Genomic DNA, 20629 nt, shown 5'->3' with positions numbered 1-20629 from the left:
CGGTGGTGCACCGTCTGTGCATGACTGTGCGACACGACTACGAGTACGACGAGGACAACATCGTCGTCACGGACAAGAAGAGTTATGCGGCTGGGGTGCCCGCCGTGCTCGTGTCGTTGCAGCGCGGAGTCGAACAGATGGGTGCCGCCCGAACGGCGTTGTCGCTCGCCTCTCTGAACCAACGCAAGGGTTTCGATTGCCCAGGGTGCGCCTGGCCCGAGACTCCCGGTCACCGTAAACACGCTGAATTCTGCGAGAACGGCGCCAAAGCCGTCGCCGAAGAGGCCACGAAGCGCACGGTCGGGCCCGCGTTCTTCGCCGAGCATTCGGTCGAGGATCTGCTCGGCCGCACCGAATACTGGCTCGGGCAGCAAGGGCGCCTGACACATCCGATGGTGTTGCGTTCCGGTGCAACTCACTACGAGCCCATCGGATGGGACGACGCGAACGCGCTGATCGCCGACGAGCTCCGGTCGCTCACGAGCCCGCACGAAGCGATCTTCTACACCTCCGGACGCACGTCCAACGAAGCTGCGTTCCTGTACCAGCTGCTCATTCGGTCCTACGGCACGAACAACATGCCGGACTGTTCCAACATGTGCCACGAATCCTCTGGCAGCGCATTGTCCGCGTCGATCGGTATCGGCAAGGGTTCGGTCTCCGTGCCGGACATCGAGAATGCGGACCTGATCGTCATCGCCGGCCAGAACCCGGGCACCAATCATCCGCGCATGCTGTCGACGCTGGAGAAGGCCAAGCGCAACGGCGCGAGGGTCATCGCCGTCAACCCGCTCGTCGAGGCAGGCCTGCAGCGTTTCAAGGACCCGCAGCGAGTAGGTGGAGTGATCGGAGACGGTATCGCGATCTCCGACGACTACCTGCAGATCCGCATCGGTGGAGACATGGCCCTGTTCCAGGGGCTCGGCAAGCTGATCGTCGATGCCGAGGATGCTGCTCCCGGAACGGTTCTCGACCACGACTTCATCGCGCGCCACACCGCGGGCTTCGACGCGTGGATCGAGCACATTCGCCGGGTCGACCTGGACGTCGTCCTCGAAGCAACCGGTCTGACGATGGACCAGCTTCGATCTACCGCCGACGCGATGATCGCCTCGAACGCCACGATCATCTGCTGGGCGATGGGGCTGACGCAGCAGACGCACGGCGTCGCGACCATCGAGGAAGCGGTGAACCTGCTGCTCGCACGGGGGATGATCGGCAAGCCGGGCGCAGGAGTATGCCCGGTGCGTGGACATTCCAACGTGCAGGGTGACCGCACGATGGGGATCTGGGAGAAGATGCCCGAGGCCTTCCTCGCTGCGCTCGACGCCGAGTTCGGAATTCGGTCGCCGCGCGAACACGGTTTGGACGCAGTCGATTCGATCCGTGCGATGCGCGACGGTCAGGCGTCGTTCTTCATGGGCATGGGCGGGAACTTCGTGTCCGCTACTCCGGACACCCATGTGACCGAGGCAGCGTTGCGTCGGTGTTCGTTGACTGTGCAGGTGTCGACGAAGCTGAATCGCAGCCACCTCGTTCACGGTAGGACCGCTCTGATCCTTCCGTCGCTCGGTCGCACCGACAAGGATGTGCGCGCCACGGGCAAGCAATTCGTCACCGTCGAGGATTCGATGTCGATGGTGCACCGTTCGCGTGGTGGCCTGACGCCGTCGAGTCCCCACATGCGTTCGGAGGTCGCAATTGTCGCGGGTATCGCCGAGGCACTGTTCGGCAGCGAACACTCGGTGCAGTGGTCGAAGCTGGCCGACGACTACGACCTCATCCGTGATTCCATCTCGCGGGTCGTCCCCGGGTTCGAGGATTTCAATCGAAAGGTCAGGCAGAAGGAAGGTTTCGGACTTCCGCATCCGCCGCGCGACAGCCGCACCTTCCTGACCTCCACCGGGAAGGCGAACTTCGGCGTCAACGAGCTGACGTGGTTGCCCGTGCCCGAAGGTCGCCTCGTTCTGCAGACGATGCGCAGCCACGACCAGTACAACACCACCATCTACGGGCTCGATGATCGATACCGGGGCGTGAAGGGCGGCCGACGTGTCGTCTTCGTCAACCCGGCCGATATCGAATCGCTCGGCTTCCGCGACGGCGATCGGGTCGATCTCGTCTCCGAATGGACTCGTCCCGACGGCAGCGTCGAAGAGCGTCGCGCCGACGCGTTCCGTATCGTCGCTTTCGCCACACCGGTGGGCAATGCAGCCGCCTACTACCCGGAGACGAATCCGCTCGTTCCGCTGGACCATGTGGCCCGCAAGTCCAACACCCCGGTGTCCAAAGCGGTTGTGGTGCGTCTCGTTTCGCATGAGCTACCACCTTCCTGACAAGCGCCGGCTCGACGTCAGTGGACGCACAGGGCGCGTTCCCCGCGCCGAGCGCCTTCGGGGCTTCGGTCTGCCGACTCTCCGGGGAAGCCGCCGACCATCCGGATCGCCGCGCTGCGGGTCCGCGGGGGTCGGCAAAGCCGGTGCCGTCGAATCGTAAATGTGTCCAGTCGGTGTGGTGATGCGGAACGAATGGCGACCACTCTCGCTGGTCGTCGGATGTGCACTCCATCCAGGCGCCTGCTTCGCGTGATTGCACGCCTCGCACAGGCCAGCGCCGTTGTCTGCGGACGTCGGTCCGCCGTTCCGGTGCTCGACGATGTGGTCACGGTGCCGAATGGGTGCACCGCACCACGGGGTGCGGCACCACCTGTCGCGTAGGTCGATCAAGTGCGCCAACGACTTCGGGAACAGTCGCGCCGAGGACTCCATCGCCGTCAGAGATCCGCTCGATGGGTTCGCATAGATGCGGCGGAGAGAGACGCGGGCGTCGGCAGCGAGTGCACCGACGACGAGGTCACGCGCGATCGCCGCAGGAATCGGGCCGTACCCCTGAACATGCGCGGGCGCGGCGCCCCCGGCGAGCAGCGATTGATCGGAGATCACCAGGTCGACTGCGACCGGCACCTGATCGGTGCTGCTGATGCCGAGCACACGCTCGGTCAGCAGATCGGCCATGATCTGGTTGCGTGTGCGATCACCGCCCGCGCCGTCGGAGATTGCCTGCTGCGCGTCTCGCATCAGGGTCGCGTGAATGCTGATCGCCTGTTTCATCGGTAGGAGTGACGTCAAGTAAGCCATGCTGTCGGGTGCAGGTCTGCTCGTCACCGATCGCTGCTCCGGTGCCTTGCGCGCCCGAGCGACGATGGCGGCCGCGTCTCGCTCCGCCGCGAGTCCGGCCGCCCGTGCACTTACTGCTTTGTCGCTCAGACCCGCCAAAGTAGTGACCGACGAACACAATTCGACATCGATCGCTTGTCTGTCGGCCTTGTCGAGACACACGATCTCCTTGACTATCAGGTTGACACGCCATTCGTTCAGATCGCCCGCCGCAAGTCGTGCGAGGGTATGAGGCATGTCCTCCAACAGGATTCGCGCCTGCCCGAGATGAGTACCACCGCGGTGTGGTGAGTCCATCCGGGCAAGGCCGATCTGTGCCGCAATACCGCGCGACCTCCGTGATGCAGGAACGCCGTCGGCGGCTCTCTGTACGCGTGTCGCCGAATCGAGGTCCGCAGTGAGTGTCGCCTGCGCGGCGACGGCTGCAGACTTGATGCGTTCGAGTGCGGTGATCTGTTCGATCCGTGTGGCGTTGTCTAGTGACCGATCGACTTCGCCAACCGATCGATGGAACTCGGCTATCGCATCCGTACTCAACAAATGGTCCCCCCGGGCCGAAGTGATAGTCGAACATTAGTTCGAATAACGCCGAAATGCAAGGCGTGGGCCTGAATTGGTCAACATCGAGCTTGGATGTGGAGATTGTTCGGAGGCAGCCGGTCTCACGTCCGTTCATCTGTGGATCACCGTCCGGACATGTCATGGTCACCGGCCGGTTTGCGGGCTGGGCGACGGTTGACCCCTCGCACGTTCCCTATTCGAGGAGTTCTCACAGATGCTCACCGCATCGATTCGCCGGGCGGCCACGATGGGTGCACTCGCCCTCGCCGCGGCGACGACCACGCTGGCTACCAACGTCGTCACAGCGGCACCCGCGACGGCAGCTCCGCTGTTGTGCCAGATCGCCGATGTGCTGCCCACGGGTTCGGCAGGCTCGGCGAATGCAACGCAGTACGGCTGCGCCGAAGCAGGCGAACTGCTCGACATGCGTATCGGCGACGTCCGCGCGACCCAGCCGTCGCTCGGATACGACGAGGTCTACTACAAGCTCGGCCGCTACAGCCAGGGCAAGGACGAGATCAACAAGAAGTTCGACGATTGGTGCGAGGCGAACGGCCAGCTCGAGGCTGCGTCTGCTCAACCCGATGCTCGTCTCGACAACCCCGCGTCGTTCACCTGCGCACTGCCCGTCGGACAGGAAACCGACGAGAGCATCGCCGCAATGAAGACCGTCGTGATCGGCCCGGGCGGCGTTCCGTATCTGACCGACGGCCATCACACGCTGACGTCGTTCTACGAGACTGCCGACGGTGGACCGAACCTGCACGTTCGACTGCGCGTCGTCGCGAACCTGAGCGATCTGAGCCCCGCCGACTTCTGGGCGAAGATGCAGGCCGAGAAGTGGGTCTGGAACCGCGACGTCAACGGTTCCGAGGTTCCAGTCGAGCAACTGCCTGCGGGTGTGGGCCTCGCCAACTTCCAGGACGACAAGTACCGCAGCTTGACCTATTTCGCTCGTGACATCGGATTCACTCCCGGATCGATTGCGTTCCAGGAGTTCTACTGGGGAGCTTGGGTTCGTGACTCCGGCGCCGTCGACATCAGCGGATGGAACAACAACGACCTTGCCAGCTACCTAGCGACCGTCGAGGCTGTCTCGCGTGCACAGGTTGCCGTCCCCAAGGATGCGGTGATCGACAACGGGAGAACCGCAGCGGAACTCGGGGCCCTGGACGCATGGAACGACGGAAAGGCCACGACCAAGGGCGAATTCGGCAAGTTGTCGGCTCCGTACTCGGATGCGAAGCCGGGCAAACTCGCCTACGCGCTGCTCTACAAGTCGGGCTTGGGTAACTGACCCGACTCCGCATCATGGAGCGGCGGCCGATGTCGGCCGCCGCTCCATCTGTTTCATCGGTCCTCCGAGGGCGGTTCAGGTGAACGTGTCGGTCGGCCGTGGGACACTGGCGCGCATGGTCGACGTCGAAGTACCGGACGCTGTCATCGAGCTCGCCCGCGCAGCGTCCCGGGTCGCAGTCCTGACAGGGGCAGGCATGTCAGCGGAATCGGGCATCGCCACGTTCAGGGACGCGCAGACCGGATTGTGGTCCCACTTCGAGCCCGCGGATCTGGCCAGCCCGGACGGGTGGGCACGGGACATGGACCTCGTGTGGGGCTGGTATCGGTGGCGAGCCGAACTGGTACGGCGCTCCGAACCCAACCCGGGTCACTACGCGTTGACCGAGTGGCAGAAGCGAATACACCTCGACATCGCCACGCAGAACGTCGACGACCTACATGAGCGGGCCGGTTCGACCGTGCTCGCGCACGTGCACGGCAGTCTGTTCGATCCGCGGTGTTCCGAATGCGGCGTTCGTTCGCAGCCCGACGAAGAGATCGTCGACGAGGAGACGGACCGGGTGCCGCCGCCGTCGTGCCCCGAATGTGGCGGGCCGATGCGTCCCGGTGCGGTGTGGTTCGGTGAACCATTGCCGGAAGATCAGTGGTCCGCGTCGGTCGACGCTGTCGAGCACGCGGACTTGGTCTTGGTCGTCGGAACGTCCGGCGTCGTGTTCCCGTTCGCGGGCTTGCCCGCCATGGCCCGCAGCACCGGGGCGAAGGTGGTCGAGATCAACCCGGTCGAGACCGAGATTTCGGACATGGCCGACGTTCGATGGCGCACCACTGCTGCCACCGGTCTGCCGGCACTGGTCGCGAAGCTCTGACGGCCTATTCGAACTCGAGGCGCATGGACCGTGCAGCGAAGTGGAGTAACAGCGCGAAGCCCCCGATCGAGACCACGACCGGCGACCAGACGACGATTGCCATCAGCACGGACACGCCCTCGTACTTCACGACGTACACGGCGATGACTGTCGCGGCGAGAATGCAGAACACGACGTGAGTTGCGAGCATCCACCGTTCGAAGAAGAAGCCGACGAACATTCCGAGTTCGATCAGGAACGCAGTCTTTCCGAGGGTTATCTCGGGTGGAAAGTCCGCCACCATGGTCGCCGAGAAGATAGCGAGATCGGCGATCATGACGAATGCGAACGCTTGCTTCAATGTCGGCCACGGGCCGAACATCCAAAAGGCACCCATGATGTACGCGGCGATCATCGACGCCCACTGCACGCCCGACGGGATCGGCGTCGTCGCCCCGTAACCGAAAGCCATTTCCAACGTGACGACCACCGCCATGGCCAGCGTGGCCAGTGCGACGACCTTCTGCACAATGCCGGTCACCGCCAGTGACGACATCAACGCGACTCCCCACGCGTAATGCTGTTCCGACGATTTCACTGCAACAATCATGTCGATTCGCCCCTCGGAATTCGTACCGCTTCCCGATTGAAGCACAGACAACCCGGCTCCGAGCTCGTTTGCTCTTTCGGTGGTGCGAATTCGACGGGGGCTTTCGGCGCCGCCACCATGGACGGCCCGAGGCCGATTCCGGCTACTCGCACGTCGATTCGAGGCCGTATCGACTGTGTAATGTGTGCGGTTGTCTTACAAATACGTTCGGAGACCGAGGAGGGCGCGGTGCGCATCGGAGTTGTCGGGTACGGAGTCGGTGGTCGGTACTTTCACGTGCCCTTCGTCCAAGCCGCCGAGGGTGTGGAACTCGTCGGCATCGTGACACGGTCGCCGGAGCGTGCTGCCCAGGTCCAGAGCGACGTGCCGGGCACTCCTGTGTTCCAGAGTCTCGGTGAACTCATCGACGCGGGTGTCGACGCAGTCACGATCACGACGCCGCCGGAGACGCGTCGCGAGTTGGTCCTCGAAGCACTGTCTCGCGGTGTGCATGTCGTCGCCGACAAGCCGTTCGCGCCGGACCCGCAGGGCGGACTCGATCTCGTCGAGGCTGCAGACAAGGCGGGGTTGCTCCTCAGTGTCTTCCAGAACCGCCGATGGGATGCGGACATCAGGACCCTGCGCGCCGTGATCGATCGCGGAGAACTCGGTCGTGTCTGGCGCATCGAATCGCGCTTCGATCTGGACGAGCCGTCCACGCTCGAGTTGGGGCCGACCGGCGGATTGCTTCGAGACCTGGGCTCACACCTCGTCGACCAGGTGCTTTGGCTGTTCGGAAGGGCGACGTCGGTCTATGCGCGGATGGACTGGGTCGGCGACGGTGACCAGCGCACGGACAGTGCCTTCGTCGTCGACATCGACCATGCAAGCGGTGTGCACTCCACCGTCTCGGCGACCAAGATCAATCGCTTCCAGGCCCGTCAGCTACGCGTGTACGGAACCGACGGCAGCTTCTACTCCGACGGAACCGACGTCCAGGCACAGTCGATCTTCGCCGGACGCAGGCCGGTGGACGATCCCGAATCGTGGGGGTACGAGCTCGAAGACCGTTGGGGCACTCTGTATACCGACGCCGGCGCCCGAAAGGTCCCGTCGGAGCAGGGCAGCTACCAGGACTACTACAGTGCGTTCGCCGCAGCGGTGCGTGGCGAAGGGCCGCAGCCGGTACCGGCGTCGGAGGCCATTCACACCCTCGAGGTGCTCGACGTGGCGCGACGTGCCGCCGAGACCGGACAGGTGATCGAGCTACCGTCGTCCTGACTCAGAGCAGCTGCTCGGTCCTGATCAGGACGTCGCGCAGTATCTGCTCCATCTCGTCGAACTCTGCTTGCCCGCACGTCAGCGGTGGCGCCACCTGAATCACGGCGTCACCGCGGTCGTCGGGACGGCAGTACAAACCGGCGTCGAACAACGCCGATGGCAGAAACTGTTTGACGACGCGTTCTCGCTGGGCCGCGTCGAGTCGGCCTTTGGTTGCCTTGTCGGTGACGAGTTCGACGGCCCAGAAGTAGCCGTCGCCGCGCACGTCGCCCACGACGGGAAGGTCGAGCAACTTACCGAGGGTCTTCTCGAACCTGTCCTCGTTGTCGAGTACGTGCTGGTTGAGCTTCTCTCGTTCGAATATGTCGAGATTCGCCAGTGACACCGCCGCCGACACCGGATGTCCCCCGAAGGTGTAGCCGTGCGTGAACGACGTGGTCGTGTCCGCCAGGAACGGTTCGACGACCCGCTCGGACGCAATCATCGCGCCGATGGGTCCATACCCGGACGACATGCCTTTCGCGCACGTGATGATATCGGGTGTGTAGCCGAACTTGGTGCACGCGAACATGGTTCCGTGACGGCCGAACGCGCAGATCACCTCGTCGGATACCAGCAAGACGTCGTACTTGTCGCAGATCTCGCGCAGGCGCCGGAAATACGAGGTCGGCGCGGTCAGGCATCCACCGGAGTTCTGCACCGGCTCGACGAAGACGGCGGCGACGGTCTCCGGTCCCTCGAACAGAATAGCTTCCTCGACACGGTCTGCCGCCCACAGTGCGTGCGCCTCGCGATCGTCCGAATGTGCTTCCGCCCGATAGAAGTTGGTGTTCGCTGCCCGAAAGCCGCCAGGAGCCAACGGTTCGAAGGCCTGTTTCATCGCAGGCACCCCGGTGATGGCCAGAGCTCCGTGCGTCGTGCCGTGGTACGCCGTCGCCCTGCTGATCACCTTGTGTTTCAACGGTTTTCCGACGAGTTTGAAATGCTGCTTGGCGACTTTCCATGCACTCTCGACGGCTTCGCCGCCACCCGTGGTGAAGAAGACGCGATTCAGGTCTCCGGGTGTGTAGGTCGCCAGCCTCTCGGCGAGCTCCAGTGCGGGCGGCGTCGCGTAACCCCACACGGGGAAGTACGCCAGCTCGGCTGCTTGCGCGGCCGCCACCTCGGCGAGTTCTCGGCGTCCGTGGCCCACCTGCACGACGAACAACGCGGACAAGCCGTCCAGAATTCTGCGACCACGGGAGTCGTAGATGTAACTGCCCTCGCCCCTGGTGATGACGGGGACGTCCCTGTCCTGGAACGAACCCATGCGGGCGAAATGCATCCACAGGTGATCTCGTGCGTCGAAGTCCAGAGTCATGGGCGGCGTCCTTCGTCGGTTCGTCGACGCCATGGTAGTCCCGCGGTGCGTCGACGTCCTCGGCGAAGGTGAAATAGCATGGCGGTTCGACTCGCATCTCTTTTCGTGACACGGAGACCTTCATGCCCGAACGCTCGATACCGCTGCGCAAGTTGGGATTTCTGACCATCGGGTTGTTCGACGAGCAGGACCCGGGGCGCGGCCACCGCTCGACATTGGAGATCATCGAGCTGGGGGAGCGGCTCGGCTTCGACAGTGCGTGGCTGAGGCACCGGCACCTGCAGTTCGGCATCTCGTCGCCGATCGCCGTCATGGCCGCCGCGTCGCAACGCACGTCGCGGATCGAGCTCGGTACAGCGGTCACGCCGCTGGGATGGGAGAACCCGATCCGCCTGGCCGAGGACTATGCAACCGTCGACGTTCTGTGCGGCGGCCGACTCAATGCCGGTGTCAGTGTCGGCGTTCCCATGCAGTACGAACGGGTCAAGGCAGCGCTGTACCCGGAGACGGCGGACGTCGAGGATTTCGGGTACGAGCGGGTGAATCGGCTGCTGCGAGCCGTCGAGGGGCTGCCGGTCTCGGACTGGAGTGGTACGCAGGGGATCGAGCAGTTCTCGGACCGGGTGCAACCGCACTCGCCCGGTCTGCGTCGTCGAATGTGGTACGGAGGCGCGAGCGTACGGTCGGCACAGTGGGCAGGAGATGCCGCGATGAACCTCCTCGTCAGCAGTGTGGTGAAGGCGGAGGAGTCGACGGATTTCGACGACATCCAGTTCTCGCACATCATGCGGTTCCGCGAACACCATCCGGATGGTGGCAGTGCCCGGGTGTCGCAGGGGCTCGTCGTCGTTCCGACCGACTCGGCTACGTCGGCGCAGGTCTCGAAGTATCGGGAGTACGCCCGGAGCAGATTCGAGCGAACTCTGCAGCCCCAGGGTCCCGCACGCATGATGTTCGCCCCTGATCTCGTCGGAACGTCCGACGAGATCGCCGACATGCTGTACGCCGGCAAAGCCTTTCGAGAAGTCGACGAGGTGGCCTTCGCCTTACCGTTCAGCTTCGAGCACGACGACTACGTGCAGATCCTGACCGACATCGCCGAGAACCTTGGCCCGAAGCTCGGGTGGTCTGCCGCGCAGAAGTGAAGGCGCACACGAGTATCGGTGTGTGAGGCCATGACGCAACGGGTAGCCGCGTGCTGGCACCGACTTCCTGCGAAAGGCACTCCATGGTCGAAGTTCGACGAACATTCGTAGTCCGCAAGCCCATCGACATCGTGGTCTCGTACCTGCGAGACTTCGCGCACGCAGAGCACTGGGATCCAGGAACGCAGAAGTGCGTGCAGTCGACGCCAGGTCCCATCGGTGTCGGCACCGAATGGCACAACGAATCGAAGCTGTTCGGAATCGGTACCGAACTCACCTACCGAATGATGGAAGACCAGCCGAACAGGGTTGTGTTCCAGGGAACCAACAAGACGGCGCGATCGGTCGACGACCTGTCGTTCGCGACGTCCGGTCCCGATTCGACCGAGATCACGTACATCGCGGACATCACCTTCAACGGCGCAGCGAAGCTTGCCGACCCGCTGGCCAAGCTCGCTTTCGAACGGGTCGGCAATCAGGTGGTGCCGACGATGACCGAAGTGCTCGAAGCGTTGTAGCGGCGCGCATGAAAACGGCCTCGACGCGGAACGCGTCGAGGCCGTTTTCAGTGCCCGAAGGTCAATACCACGTCTTGCGACCGCCGACCGCGCGACCGGCGGTTCCGAGCAACGTAAGGATTGCGCCGACGACGATCAGCACGATGCCGATGATCCAGAGGATCTGTATCGACGCCAAGAAGCCGATGAGTGCGAGGATGATTCCTAGGACGATCACTGTGGTTCCCTCTTTTCGATTGTGGGCCGCTACCAGCGGCCACCAGTTGATCTGCGTCGATCGCCAATCGCTGACAAACCTACCGTGATTCGGCTGAAATCTACGGTGCTGCCGAAGATTTCGGATCCATCACAGTCGCTGCCTTTCCGATAGCCGATCTGAGCCGACCACGAAACGACCTCACGTGCGCCGTTGGGGCAACGCACAGAAGGGTGATCGTTTCCTGCACCGACGCTGACGCCGGTAGTCGCGACTACCCTCGTCCGCTGTGCTTCAAACCACGCGTCAAAAAATCGCCCCTGTCCCGGTTCGCGAGAACCGGGACAGGGGCGTGACAACCGCTCTGAGCCTGCGGATCAGCCTGCGTCGCTCGCCGCCTGCTTCTCGCTCGTAGCGCCTGCGGTGGAGAGCTGTCCGCCGGAGTTCTCGAGGTGTGCGCGGACGAACCAGTGGAAGAGCTCCAACTGACCGCTCTGACCGATCAACAGGTCCTCGGTGATCGGGTCGATCTTGCCGATCTCCTCGATGGCCTTCCTGGTGTCCTCGATGACGCCGACGTAGACGAGGTCGAGTGCCCCGAGGTGTTCGATCGCCGATGCGCGTCCGATGGAGTAGTCGTCCCACGAACGCTGATTCACGATCGTTCCCGGAGTGCCCAGCGCCGAAGATCCGAGCGTCGCGATGCGTTCTGCAACCTCGTCGGCGAAACCTCGTACCGCTTCGACCTGTGGATCGAGCATCTCGTGCACTGCGATGAAGTTGGGACCCACCACATTCCAGTGGATGTGCTTCAGCGTCAGGTGCAGGTCGTTGAACGCGTTGAGGCGATCCTGCAGCAGGGTCGCGACACGGGCGCCGTCGTCGGTGCTCATTCCTGGAACGGTGTACGAGTTCGAATTTGTCATGGGGGTCGACTACCCGTGCTCGAATCGAACAAAACACGCGGCCTCGCAGCCGATGAAGGCTGCGAGGCCGCGTGTCGGTGAGAGAGTGGTCAGTCGTCCTTGGTGAGGGTCGGCTGATCCGGTGCCGCCTGAACCTCGTCCGGCTCCTCCTTCGGCGGCCGCTTCATGCTGAGGATGATCGAACCTGCGAGCACCACCACGATCACCACGAGGCTCACCACCGACGGGATCTCGGGGATGGACGTGCTGATGACCTTGTGGCTCGCCTGCAGGATCAGCTTCACGCCGATGAAGCCGAGGATGATCGCAAGGCCCTTGGACAGGTAGTGGAACTTGTCGAGCAGACCGGACAACAGGAAGTACAGAGCGCGGAGTCCGAGGATCGCGAACGCGTTCGACGAGTACACGATGAACGGATCGTCGCTGACCGCGAGAACGGCCGGAACACTGTCGACGGCGAACACGAGGTCCGCAGCCTCGATGGCTACGACGACCGCGAGCAGTGGCGTCGCAACGCGCTTGCCTGCTTCCATGACGAAGAACTTCGTACCGGCGTACTCGTCGCGGACGGGAACCACCTTGCGGAGCAGTCGAACTGCGAGCGACGTGCTGGGATCGTAGGAATCCTCCTCGTCCTTCATCAGCTTCCACGCGCTGTACAGCAGGATCGCGGCGAACACGAACAGTACGACGGTGAACTTGGAGACGATCGCGACACCGGCGGCAAGGAAGATACCGCGGAAGATCAGAGCGCCGACGACGCCGTAGAACAACACCCGGTGCTGGTACTCACGCGGCACCTTGAAGTAGCCGAAGATCAGCGCGAAGACGAACAGGTTGTCGACGGACAGGCTCTTCTCGAGCAACCACGCCGTCGTGTATTCGACGCCCGCTGTCGTACCGAGTGTGGCGAAGACGACTCCGCCGAAGATGAGTGCGACACCGACCCAGACCGCGCTCCACCATGCGGCCTCCTTGAAGCCGATGATGTGGGCGCCGCGGTGAGCGAGGAGATCGATCGCGAGCATGATGACGACGACGGCGGCAAACGCCGCCCATGCCCAAACGGGAACGTTCATCGGCGGGTGTCCTTACCTGTGATTCGAGAGCCGATGCTTTTCAGCTTGGCCTGGTTCTCGGGCTTGCTTGCGTAGGCCTTGGCCTTGGCGATCAGAGTGCGGCCCTGGGGGCTGCCCGCGAAATTCTTCAATCGCTGGGTCAGAGATGCCATGATTGCTGGATTCTCCTTCGATCGTACGATCTGCGACGGTCGTCCCGTCGCGGCTCCTCCAATTCTGCCTGTGCAGGTTACGGAATACACCGTCCGATGCTGGACATGTTTTGTCCGCTTACCTTGCCTGTATCCGGCAAAGACGGCTCTAGAGCCGTCGATTCTCCGGCCAACCGAGCAGCCTCGCCCCGAAAACAGCGGTCTGCAGCGCGAACCGCTCACCCGAATCGGCGACGTCGTGCCCGGTCAGTTCGGCGATCCTGGCCAATCGATAGGTGACCGCGCGCACCGACAGATGCATGGACCGTGCCGTCATGGCGGCGTTGCCACCGGATTCGAAGAACGCGAAGAGTGTCTGCAGCAGCGGTTCCGCACCCCCGCGTGACGAGAGAAGGGGGGTCAGCACCGTGTCGACGAGGTCGGTGATGGCAGGCCGGTCGTCGAGCAACACTCGGTAGACCAGGAGTTCCCGCGCGTCGACGACGGGTGCGTCCATGCCCAGTTTGGACGCGAAATCCAACGCGTCGACCGCTTCCCGATAGGACGACGACACCCCGGCAGCGCTGCTCCCGGTGCGGCCGACGCCGATGCGATGCGACCAGTCGCCGTCCACGCGTGCTTGCTTGATCGCTGTTCGAAGGCCGTCGAGAACGTGTGTGACCGCCTGCTGGTCCGGCGCGGAGAAGACGACGACCAGCCTGCCTTCCTTGCTGGCGACGAGAGTGCCTGCGTCGCCCTTGCTGCCTTCGACGGCACGTTCGACGTCGACGATCGCGGATCCCGCGTCCGTGAACGGGTCGTCGGCGGCGACGACAGCGACGCAATGCGGACCCGTCAGATCGAGACCGAAATTCTCGGCGCGGCCGAGAACACCGGCGACGTCGGCGCTTCCGGACAACAGATCGTCGACGAACTCGCGTCGAGCCGACACCTCCGCGCGCACGAGCGACCGTCGCGCGAGCTGGAAACCCTCGGCGAGTTCTGCGACCGCGTCGTCGGACGCGCGCAACATCACCTCGCCCGCGGTGACGACAGCCTGCGGGTCGTGCTCCGCGTCGAGGACCGCCGGGAGGTTGCGCCACAGTCGCCACACCGACGACAGGTACAGGTCGAGCAGCGCACGCAACGGCACGCCCTGACGTGCGGCGGCGTCACCCTTGATGCGCAACGTGCCGAGCTGACGCCTCGTCAACGGTCTACCTGCGGACACGGCCGACGTCAGAACTTCGAGGAAGTCACCGAGCAACTCGGTGGACAGTCCTCCCGCGTCGAGCGCGGCGAGCCGCGCAACCTCGAGCCGCGCAACCTCGAGACGTGCGTCCTCGTTGCTCGCGGAATCCGACTCGGCTGTCACCCGGTCGATCGTATGCGGCCGCCGAGCAGCCATGTATACGGCAACGTGTGCGAGCGCAGATAGGCTACGGTCGAGCAGGGTCGGCGCTGCGTCGGGGGCGGCGCCGAACCCGACTACCTGCTGGTCGGCGAACTTGCGGCGCGTTCGAGGATGGGCGTCGTACGGTACGGGATCAATTCGCTCATCGCGATCGACATGTTCGTGCGTTCGACGCCGGGAATCTTCAGTATCAGGCCGGCGACGCGATACAGATCGTCGGCGTCCACCGCGGCGATTCGGATGTGCATGTCGGACGCACCCGACAGACCGAACACCTCGAGCACTTCAGGAATCGTGCGGAGGTGATCGGTGACCTCGGCGAGCTTGTGCTGGTCGACGCGGGTGGTCACGAATGCCTGCAATGCGTAGCCGAGACTCCCGGGCCGCACCCGGTGGTCGATCGGAGTGAGAGCGTCCTTCTCTTCCCATCGAGTCAGGCGGGCCTGCACGGTATTTCGAGAGAGTCCTAGCGTCGTCGCCAGTTCGACCCCGGTCGCGCGCGGCTTGTCGCACAGCGCGAGGAGGAGTCGAGCGTCGGTGCGGTCGAGGTCCGTCATGGGTCCACGATATGCGTCTTGGTTACTGTGCATCCATGGCAGATACGAGCGTGCGCGATCAATTTCGGTTGTCCGGTGCGTGGAATTTCCGCGACGTCGGAGGTGCGCGTACAGCGGACGGTCGTCGGGTTCGATCGGGTGTGCTGCTGCGGTCGTCCGAGCTGACGCGTCTCGACGACGACGGACGCGCCGAGATGAGCCGACTCGGAGTGCGTCACGTGTTCGACCTGCGTGGTGACTCGGAGATCGAGCGCAGCGGACGCGACCTCGTACCCGACGGAGTCGTCGTGCACAACCTGCCGTACCACAACCACCGGGGTGAGCGGGCTCCGCACGAGGCCGGAGCCAGCGTCGACCCCGAGGCCCAGCTGCGCTACATGATGCGTGCGTACACGTCGTTTCCGACGCTGAAGGGCGCGCACGCGGCGATTCGTTCCGTGGTCACGTCGCTGAGCAACGACGAAGGCCCGGTCCTGGTGCACTGCGCGGCGGGAAAGGATCGTGCCGGCTGGACCGTCGCGACCGTCCTGCGCGCAGTCGGGGTCACCGAGTCCGACGTCCTCGCGGACTTTCTGACCAGCAACACCGCCATCGAGCCGCTGCGAGCCCACCTCGAACAGGTGTGGGCTCCGCGAGAAGGTGGAACGCCCGTCGAGTTGACCGACGCGGTTCTCGGCGTCACCGAGGCCTACTACCGTCACGGAATCGAGGTCGCGACCGAAGAACACGGCTCGTTCGACGGTTATCTTCGGGCGATCGGAGTGACCGCAGACGACCTGGAGAAGTTGAAGCGAACACTGCTCGTTGACGAGAACTGAACGTCGGCACGTACCCTGTCGTGCATGCGTACTGGCGAAACCGCGCCGGACTTTCGGCTTCCCGACCATACGGGGAACGTTCGAAGTCTGAGTGACATGGTGGACAGAGGCCCCGTGGTCCTGTTCTTCTACCCGGCGGCGTCGAGTCCGATCTGCACGGCGGAGGCCTGCCACTTTCGCGATCTGGGCCGCGCGTTCGAATCGCTCGGCGCTCAGCGAGTCGGCATCAGTACGGACACCACCGATCGACAGTCGCATTTCGCCTTGCAGAGGTCGTTCGACTATCCGTTGCTGGCCGATTCGGACGGTTCGGTGGCCGAGCAGTTCGGCGTGCGCCGCGGCGGCTGGTTGATGCGGCGACGTCGGATGAAGGACATCGAACGGCGACGAACCCACACCGTCGAACGCGGGCTGCTGCGTCGGCTGCTGTCGGTGAAACGGACGACGTTCGTCATCGACACGAATCGCGTCGTGCGGCTGGTGGTCACGAGCGAACGCGCGAACGTGCACGCGGACAAGTCGTTGGACTATCTACGGTATCTGTCCTGATGTTCCGTCTCCGCTGAACAACGACTTGTAGACGACGGGTTCGGTGTTCTGCGTGGGCGCGTCGTCCTGCACGGAATCCTTGTGGCTGAACAGCGTCTCGATCTTCTTCGGTGATTCCATCGACCGAGCATGCTCCCGAATCGGTGAAAATGCCATCGAGGCGCGCCGAACGCGACCGAAATTGTGCCGCGTGCAACGTGTTTGGCAGCTCCGATGCGGGGATGAAACACTGATGGACATGCACGACGTCGAATCCGTCCTGAACGGCCTGCGCCGCTATCCCGATGCGGAGGCGCCCAATCTGTTCGCGTCGGATGCTGCCGATCGGCTGATTCTCGACACCGCAGCCGACGCACTGGCCGAGGTCGGTGGACGCGACGCGGTCGTGATCGGCGATCGCTACGGGGCGCTGACATTGGGTGCAGCGGCGATCGTGAAGACGAACGACATTCGAGTACACCAGGATCCGATCACGGGGGAGATCGCACTCGGGCGTAACGCGTCGGCGCTGGGGATGGCCGACACCTACCGGAACCTCCCACTCGGGAGCGATCTTCTGAACGGCGCACGGCTGGTCGTGATGCAGTTGCCTCGAAGTTTGGCCGAATTGACCGAAATCGCCGAGAACATCGCCGCATTCGCGGCTCCCGACGTGCGGGTGTTCGCCGGTGGTCGAGACAAGCACATGACTCCTGCGATGAACGGCGTGCTGGGCGCGAGTTTCGACTCCGTGATCGCGGGCCGCGGGCGTCAGAAGTCTCGGGTGATCACGGCGTCGACCCCGATCCGTCGGGCGCCCGAGAGTTACCCGGTCAGCGAGCGACTCGACGACGTGGGGCTGACCGTCGTCGCGCACGGTGCTGTGTTCGCGGGAGCGAAACTGGACATCGGCACGAGATTCCTCGCGTCGTTCCTGCCGGAGATGAACCCCGATGCGCGTGACATCGTCGACTTGGGTTGCGGGACGGGCATTCTCGCGTGCCTGCTCGCTCGGGACAGGATGGCCGCACGAGTGGTGGCGACCGACCGGTCCGCTGCCGCGACGGCGTCCGCTGCGGCCACCGCTGCGGCCAACGGACTGGACCTGTCGGTGATTCGCGACGACGCCATGTCCACGTTCGATTCCGCGTCCGTCGATCTGATCGTGTGCAATCCGCCATTTCACGAGGGCGCGTCGCTTCACACCGGAAGTGCGGAAAAACTGTTCGCTGCGTCGGGCCGCGTGCTGCGACCGGGCGGCGAGCTGTGGACCGTGTACAACTCGCACTTGAACTATCGAGGCGAGCTCCGCGCGGCCGTGGGGCCGACCGAGACGGTGGGCAAGAACGCGAAGTTCACCGTGACTCGATCGACCATCGGCTGAGCCGACGTCCTATTCGACGGGTCCGCCGTCCTCCGGGGTGCCGTCGATCTGCCCGCGGTCGCGGCCACGATCCTCCACCAGCGTGCCCTCGATGATCTCGGCCTGACGCTGACCGTCGGCGTAATCGATGTCGGGATCCTCGTCGGACTCGAGAATCTCCTTGTCGACGAGATCTTCGGTCAGTTCCGCGTCGGGTGTCTCGGACACCGCGCGCTCGTCGTTCTCGAGCGGAACATCCGGTTCTTCTTCGCTGAGCTTCTCGTCGAGGCTCTCGCCCTGAAGAGCTTCCTCGGGCGTCGTGCCGAACTTGTCGGCTTCGCTCCAGTGATCCGGCGGTTCGACCGTAGAGTCGCCGTCGTCGTTGCGCAGTTCGTCGGAATCCAGGCTTTCACTCTGGTCGAGGGTCTGATCCGTTCCGTCATCGTTCATCATCACGCTATCGACAATGCCCACTGATGTCGGACGGGAAACCGGACGTCGCTGTCCGACGAGTCGCTCCAGACGGTAGAGTCCGATTTGTCGGAAGTTCTCGGGTCCGACTGGGAACTTTTGTCCGTATGTGGGAGTTTTACATACAGCTGTCGGCGACGAGTCGACGCAAGGTCCTCCAGCCACGAAGGGCTTGCAACCTCAGAAGGGAAGAAACACGGTGCGCACCTCCAGCAACCCGGTGTTCCGCAACCTGCCCAAGCAGGAGGGCGGCGGATACGCCACTTTCGGCACTGCGACGGCTGGTGCCTCGCAGGCCACTCAGCAGTTCGGACAGCCGCAGACGTACGGCGAGCCCTACCAGGCCGGGCCGACGTCGCGGGCCATGACCATCGACGACGTCGTCACCAAGACCGGCATCACGCTCGGTGTGCTGACCGTCTCGGCGATCATCTCCTACGTCCTCTCCAGCGGTAACCCGTCGCTCGCCCCCATGTTCGTCATCGGCGGCGCCATCGTCGGCCTCGTGCTGGTGCTCGTCGCGACCTTCGGTCGCAAGATGGACAACCCGGCCATCGTCCTGGCGTACGCCGTCGCCGAGGGTCTGTTCCTCGGTGCTCTGTCTCTGATGTTCACGGACGTCATGTTCGGCGGCGTGGGCGGCGCTGCCCTCATCGGCCAGGCCGTTCTCGGTACGTTCGGCGTGTTCTTCGGAATGCTCGTCGTCTACAAGACCGGCGCCATCCGCGTCACGCCTCGGTTCACCCGCATGATAATCGGCGCGCTCATCGGTGTCGTGGTTCTCGCACTCGGCAACTTGATCGCCAGCTTCTTCGTCGACGGCGGCTTCGGCCTTCGCGACGGTGGTCCGATCGCGATCATCTTCAGCCTCGTCTGCATCGGCATCGCGGCATTCAGCTTCCTGCTGGACTTCGACCAGGCCGACCAGCTCATCCGCGCACAGGCTCCGGAGAAGGCAGCCTGGGGCGTTGCGCTCGGACTGACCATCACGCTCGTCTGGCTGTACGTCGAGATCCTGCGTCTGCTCAGCTACTTCCAGAACGACTAGCACCTGCACGAGAAAGGCCCCCGCTGATGCGGGGGCCTTTCTCGTCTCCGGGTGTCAGCTGAGGCGCTCGAGCACCATTGCCATGCCCATGCCGCCGCCGACGCACATGGTCTCGACGCCGAACGTCTTGTCGTGCGTGGTCAGGTTGTTCAGCAGTGTCGTGGTGATGCGGGCGCCGGTCATGCCGAACGGGTGTCCGACAGCGATAGCGCCACCGGAGACATTCAGCTTGTCGTGATCGATGCCGAGGTCGCGAGCGGACCCGAGGACCTGCACCGCGAACGCTTCGTTGATCTCGAACAGGTCGATGTCGGAGATCGACATGCCCGCGATCGACAGTGCCTTGCGCGTCGCCTCGATCGGTCCGAGGCCCATGATCTCGGGGGACGTGCCGGTCACGCCGGTCGAGACGATCCGGGCGAGCGGGGTCAGGCCGAGAGCCTTGGCTTTGGTGTCACTCATGATCACCAGTGCCGCGGCGCCGTCGTTGAGCGGGCACGCGTTGCCTGCGGTCACGGTTCCGTTCGGACGGAAGACCGGCTTGAGTTCGCTGATCTTCTCGTACGTCGTGCCGGCGCGCGGGCCGTCGTCGGTGCTGACGACGGTGCCGTCGGGCAGCGTGACCGGGGTGATCTCGCGTTCGAAGAAACCGGACTTGATCGCGTCCTCGGCGCGGTTCTGGCTTCGGACACCCCAGTGGTCCTGCTCCTCACGGGAGATGCCGGTCAGCAGGGCGACGTTCTCGGCGGTCTGGCCCATGGCGATGTAGGCGTCGGGCAGCTGTCCGCTCTCACGCGGGTCGGTCCAGCTGTCGGCGCCTTCCTCGGCGACCTTCTTGGTGCGTGCCTCGGCGCTTTCGAACAGTGGGTTGTGGCTCTGCGGAAGCGAATCGGAGCTGCCGTGGATGAAACTGGAGACGCTTTCCACGCCGGCGGAGATGAAGACGTCGCCTTCGCCTGCCTTGATCGCGTGCAGCGCCATGCGGGTGGTCTGCAGCGACGACGAACAGTAGCGGGTGACGGTGGTTCCGGGCAGCGAGTCGTAGCCGAGGAGTACCGCGACGATCCGAGCGAGGTTGTTGCCCTGCATGCCGCCGGGCAGGCCGCATCCGAGCAGGAGGTCGTCGATGTCGGTGGGGTCGAGCTCGGGAACCTTCGCGAGCGCCGCCGACACCATCTGCACGGTCAGGTCGTCGGGACGGACGTCCTTCAGCGAGCCTTTCATCGCGCGGCCGATCGGGGAACGAGCGGTACTGACGATCACTGCTTCTGGCATGAACTCTCCTTCGTTGGGTGATACAGCTTCTGGTTACCGGCGAGTAGCA

22 protein-coding genes are annotated in these 20629 nt (G+C 64.0%); 10 read left to right on the top strand and 12 right to left on the bottom strand.

Translation table 11 applies throughout. From position 1 onward, the window contains the following. The first annotated feature begins 20 nt into the window (after nucleotides 1-20). Nucleotides 21-2336, top strand: a complete 2316-nt coding sequence (locus tag RhoFasB10_RS00590; protein ID WP_167674657.1) for an FdhF/YdeP family oxidoreductase — start codon at nucleotides 21-23, stop codon at nucleotides 2334-2336. Here RhoFasB10_RS00590 and RhoFasB10_RS00585 read toward each other — a convergent pair. Beyond that, nucleotides 2322-3713: an HNH endonuclease signature motif containing protein gene (locus RhoFasB10_RS00585; protein ID WP_157105429.1), complete on the bottom strand. Its 1392-nt coding sequence runs from the start codon at nucleotides 3711-3713 to the stop codon at nucleotides 2322-2324. The genes RhoFasB10_RS00590 and RhoFasB10_RS00585 overlap by 15 nt on opposite strands. A gap of 238 nt (nucleotides 3714-3951) precedes the next feature. Here RhoFasB10_RS00585 and RhoFasB10_RS00580 point away from each other — a divergent pair, with 238 nt between their 5' ends. After that, nucleotides 3952-5034: a ParB/Srx family N-terminal domain-containing protein gene (locus RhoFasB10_RS00580; RefSeq protein ID WP_240930800.1), complete on the top strand. Its 1083-nt coding sequence runs from the start codon at nucleotides 3952-3954 to the stop codon at nucleotides 5032-5034. 115 nt (nucleotides 5035-5149) lie between these two features. Then, the gene (locus RhoFasB10_RS00575) at nucleotides 5150-5902 is read left to right on the top strand and encodes an NAD-dependent deacylase (RefSeq protein WP_068432009.1); all 753 of its coding nucleotides are present in this window, start codon (nucleotides 5150-5152) and stop codon (nucleotides 5900-5902) included. Between the two features lie 4 nt (nucleotides 5903-5906). On the opposite strand, the gene RhoFasB10_RS00570 is transcribed toward RhoFasB10_RS00575, so the two are convergent. Then, the gene (locus RhoFasB10_RS00570) at nucleotides 5907-6479 is read right to left on the bottom strand and encodes a giguanylate cyclase (RefSeq protein ID WP_254303656.1); all 573 of its coding nucleotides are present in this window, start codon (nucleotides 6477-6479) and stop codon (nucleotides 5907-5909) included. Nucleotides 6480-6719: 240 nt separating this feature from the next. Between RhoFasB10_RS00570 and RhoFasB10_RS00565 the strand changes: the two genes are divergently transcribed. Next, a complete protein-coding gene (locus tag RhoFasB10_RS00565; protein ID WP_346764326.1) occupies nucleotides 6720-7751 on the top strand; it encodes a Gfo/Idh/MocA family oxidoreductase in 1032 nt (343 codons plus the stop codon). Nucleotide 7752: 1 nt separating this feature from the next. Here the strand turns inward: RhoFasB10_RS00565 and RhoFasB10_RS00560 are convergent, their stop codons facing one another. After that, nucleotides 7753-9111: an aspartate aminotransferase family protein gene (locus RhoFasB10_RS00560; protein WP_068431557.1), complete on the bottom strand. Its 1359-nt coding sequence runs from the start codon at nucleotides 9109-9111 to the stop codon at nucleotides 7753-7755. Between the two features lie 122 nt (nucleotides 9112-9233). Between RhoFasB10_RS00560 and RhoFasB10_RS00555 the strand changes: the two genes are divergently transcribed. Continuing rightward, nucleotides 9234-10256 (top strand): LLM class flavin-dependent oxidoreductase, encoded by a 1023-nt coding sequence (locus RhoFasB10_RS00555; RefSeq protein ID WP_068431554.1) that lies wholly within the window; start codon nucleotides 9234-9236, stop codon nucleotides 10254-10256. 83 nt (nucleotides 10257-10339) lie between these two features. Further along, nucleotides 10340-10774 carry an SRPBCC family protein gene (locus RhoFasB10_RS00550; protein ID WP_068431551.1) on the top strand — a complete coding sequence of 145 codons (435 nt, stop codon included), beginning with the start codon at nucleotides 10340-10342 and terminating at the stop codon, nucleotides 10772-10774. Nucleotides 10775-10835: 61 nt separating this feature from the next. Here the strand turns inward: RhoFasB10_RS00550 and RhoFasB10_RS00545 are convergent, their stop codons facing one another. The 6 genes from RhoFasB10_RS00545 to RhoFasB10_RS00520 all read right to left on the bottom strand — a co-directional run bounded on the left by RhoFasB10_RS00545 (nucleotide 10836) and on the right by RhoFasB10_RS00520 (nucleotide 15077). Then, entirely contained in the window at nucleotides 10836-10991 is a 156-nt protein-coding gene (locus RhoFasB10_RS00545; RefSeq protein WP_165839526.1) for a DUF6131 family protein, read from the bottom strand. A gap of 356 nt (nucleotides 10992-11347) precedes the next feature. Next, on the bottom strand, nucleotides 11348-11896 hold the full coding sequence (locus RhoFasB10_RS00540) for a DNA starvation/stationary phase protection protein (RefSeq protein WP_068431545.1): 549 nt from the start codon (nucleotides 11894-11896) through the stop codon (nucleotides 11348-11350). An 89-nt stretch (nucleotides 11897-11985) separates the two neighbouring features. Further along, entirely contained in the window at nucleotides 11986-12975 is a 990-nt protein-coding gene (locus tag RhoFasB10_RS00535; RefSeq protein WP_068431544.1) for a TerC family protein, read from the bottom strand. Beyond that, entirely contained in the window at nucleotides 12972-13127 is a 156-nt protein-coding gene (locus RhoFasB10_RS00530; RefSeq protein WP_165839525.1) for a hypothetical protein, read from the bottom strand. The genes RhoFasB10_RS00535 and RhoFasB10_RS00530 overlap by 4 nt, the downstream gene beginning before the upstream one ends. Before the next feature lie 148 nt (nucleotides 13128-13275). Then, nucleotides 13276-14481 (bottom strand): helix-turn-helix domain-containing protein, encoded by a 1206-nt coding sequence (locus tag RhoFasB10_RS00525; RefSeq protein WP_346764325.1) that lies wholly within the window; start codon nucleotides 14479-14481, stop codon nucleotides 13276-13278. A 113-nt stretch (nucleotides 14482-14594) separates the two neighbouring features. Next, a complete protein-coding gene (locus tag RhoFasB10_RS00520) occupies nucleotides 14595-15077 on the bottom strand; it encodes an Lrp/AsnC family transcriptional regulator (RefSeq protein ID WP_167674652.1) in 483 nt (160 codons plus the stop codon). A gap of 35 nt (nucleotides 15078-15112) precedes the next feature. Here RhoFasB10_RS00520 and RhoFasB10_RS00515 point away from each other — a divergent pair, with 35 nt between their 5' ends. Together RhoFasB10_RS00515 and RhoFasB10_RS00510 are read left to right on the top strand one after the other, a co-directional pair. Next, complete coding sequence (locus RhoFasB10_RS00515) at nucleotides 15113-15895, top strand: tyrosine-protein phosphatase (RefSeq protein ID WP_114329792.1); 783 nt, start codon at nucleotides 15113-15115, stop codon at nucleotides 15893-15895. A gap of 24 nt (nucleotides 15896-15919) precedes the next feature. Further along, the gene (locus RhoFasB10_RS00510) at nucleotides 15920-16444 is read left to right on the top strand and encodes a peroxiredoxin (protein ID WP_114329791.1); all 525 of its coding nucleotides are present in this window, start codon (nucleotides 15920-15922) and stop codon (nucleotides 16442-16444) included. Here RhoFasB10_RS00510 and RhoFasB10_RS00505 read toward each other — a convergent pair. Next, nucleotides 16427-16564 (bottom strand): hypothetical protein, encoded by a 138-nt coding sequence (locus RhoFasB10_RS00505; RefSeq protein WP_167674650.1) that lies wholly within the window; start codon nucleotides 16562-16564, stop codon nucleotides 16427-16429. The two genes, RhoFasB10_RS00510 and RhoFasB10_RS00505, sit on opposite strands and share 18 nt — an antisense overlap. 118 nt (nucleotides 16565-16682) lie before the next feature. Between RhoFasB10_RS00505 and RhoFasB10_RS00500 the strand changes: the two genes are divergently transcribed. After that, nucleotides 16683-17807, top strand: a complete 1125-nt coding sequence (locus tag RhoFasB10_RS00500; protein WP_068431536.1) for a methyltransferase — start codon at nucleotides 16683-16685, stop codon at nucleotides 17805-17807. 9 nt (nucleotides 17808-17816) lie between these two features. Here RhoFasB10_RS00500 and RhoFasB10_RS00495 read toward each other — a convergent pair whose 3' ends face one another. After that, the gene (locus tag RhoFasB10_RS00495) at nucleotides 17817-18239 is read right to left on the bottom strand and encodes a hypothetical protein (RefSeq protein ID WP_068431529.1); all 423 of its coding nucleotides are present in this window, start codon (nucleotides 18237-18239) and stop codon (nucleotides 17817-17819) included. Between the two features lie 217 nt (nucleotides 18240-18456). Here RhoFasB10_RS00495 and RhoFasB10_RS00490 point away from each other — a divergent pair, with 217 nt between their 5' ends. Beyond that, nucleotides 18457-19305: a Bax inhibitor-1/YccA family protein gene (locus RhoFasB10_RS00490; protein WP_068431527.1), complete on the top strand. Its 849-nt coding sequence runs from the start codon at nucleotides 18457-18459 to the stop codon at nucleotides 19303-19305. Between the two features lie 54 nt (nucleotides 19306-19359). Here the strand turns inward: RhoFasB10_RS00490 and RhoFasB10_RS00485 are convergent, their stop codons facing one another. Next, the gene (locus RhoFasB10_RS00485) at nucleotides 19360-20580 is read right to left on the bottom strand and encodes an acetyl-CoA C-acetyltransferase (RefSeq protein ID WP_167674648.1); all 1221 of its coding nucleotides are present in this window, start codon (nucleotides 20578-20580) and stop codon (nucleotides 19360-19362) included. Nucleotides 20581-20629: the final 49 nt, after the last annotated feature.

The organism is Rhodococcus sp. B10 (genome assembly GCF_011770055.1).
Taxonomy (GTDB): domain Bacteria; phylum Actinomycetota; class Actinomycetes; order Mycobacteriales; family Mycobacteriaceae; genus Rhodococcoides; species Rhodococcoides kyotonensis_B.
Note: the sequence above shows the minus strand (reverse complement) of the source record. Positions and strands in the feature narration are given on the sequence as shown.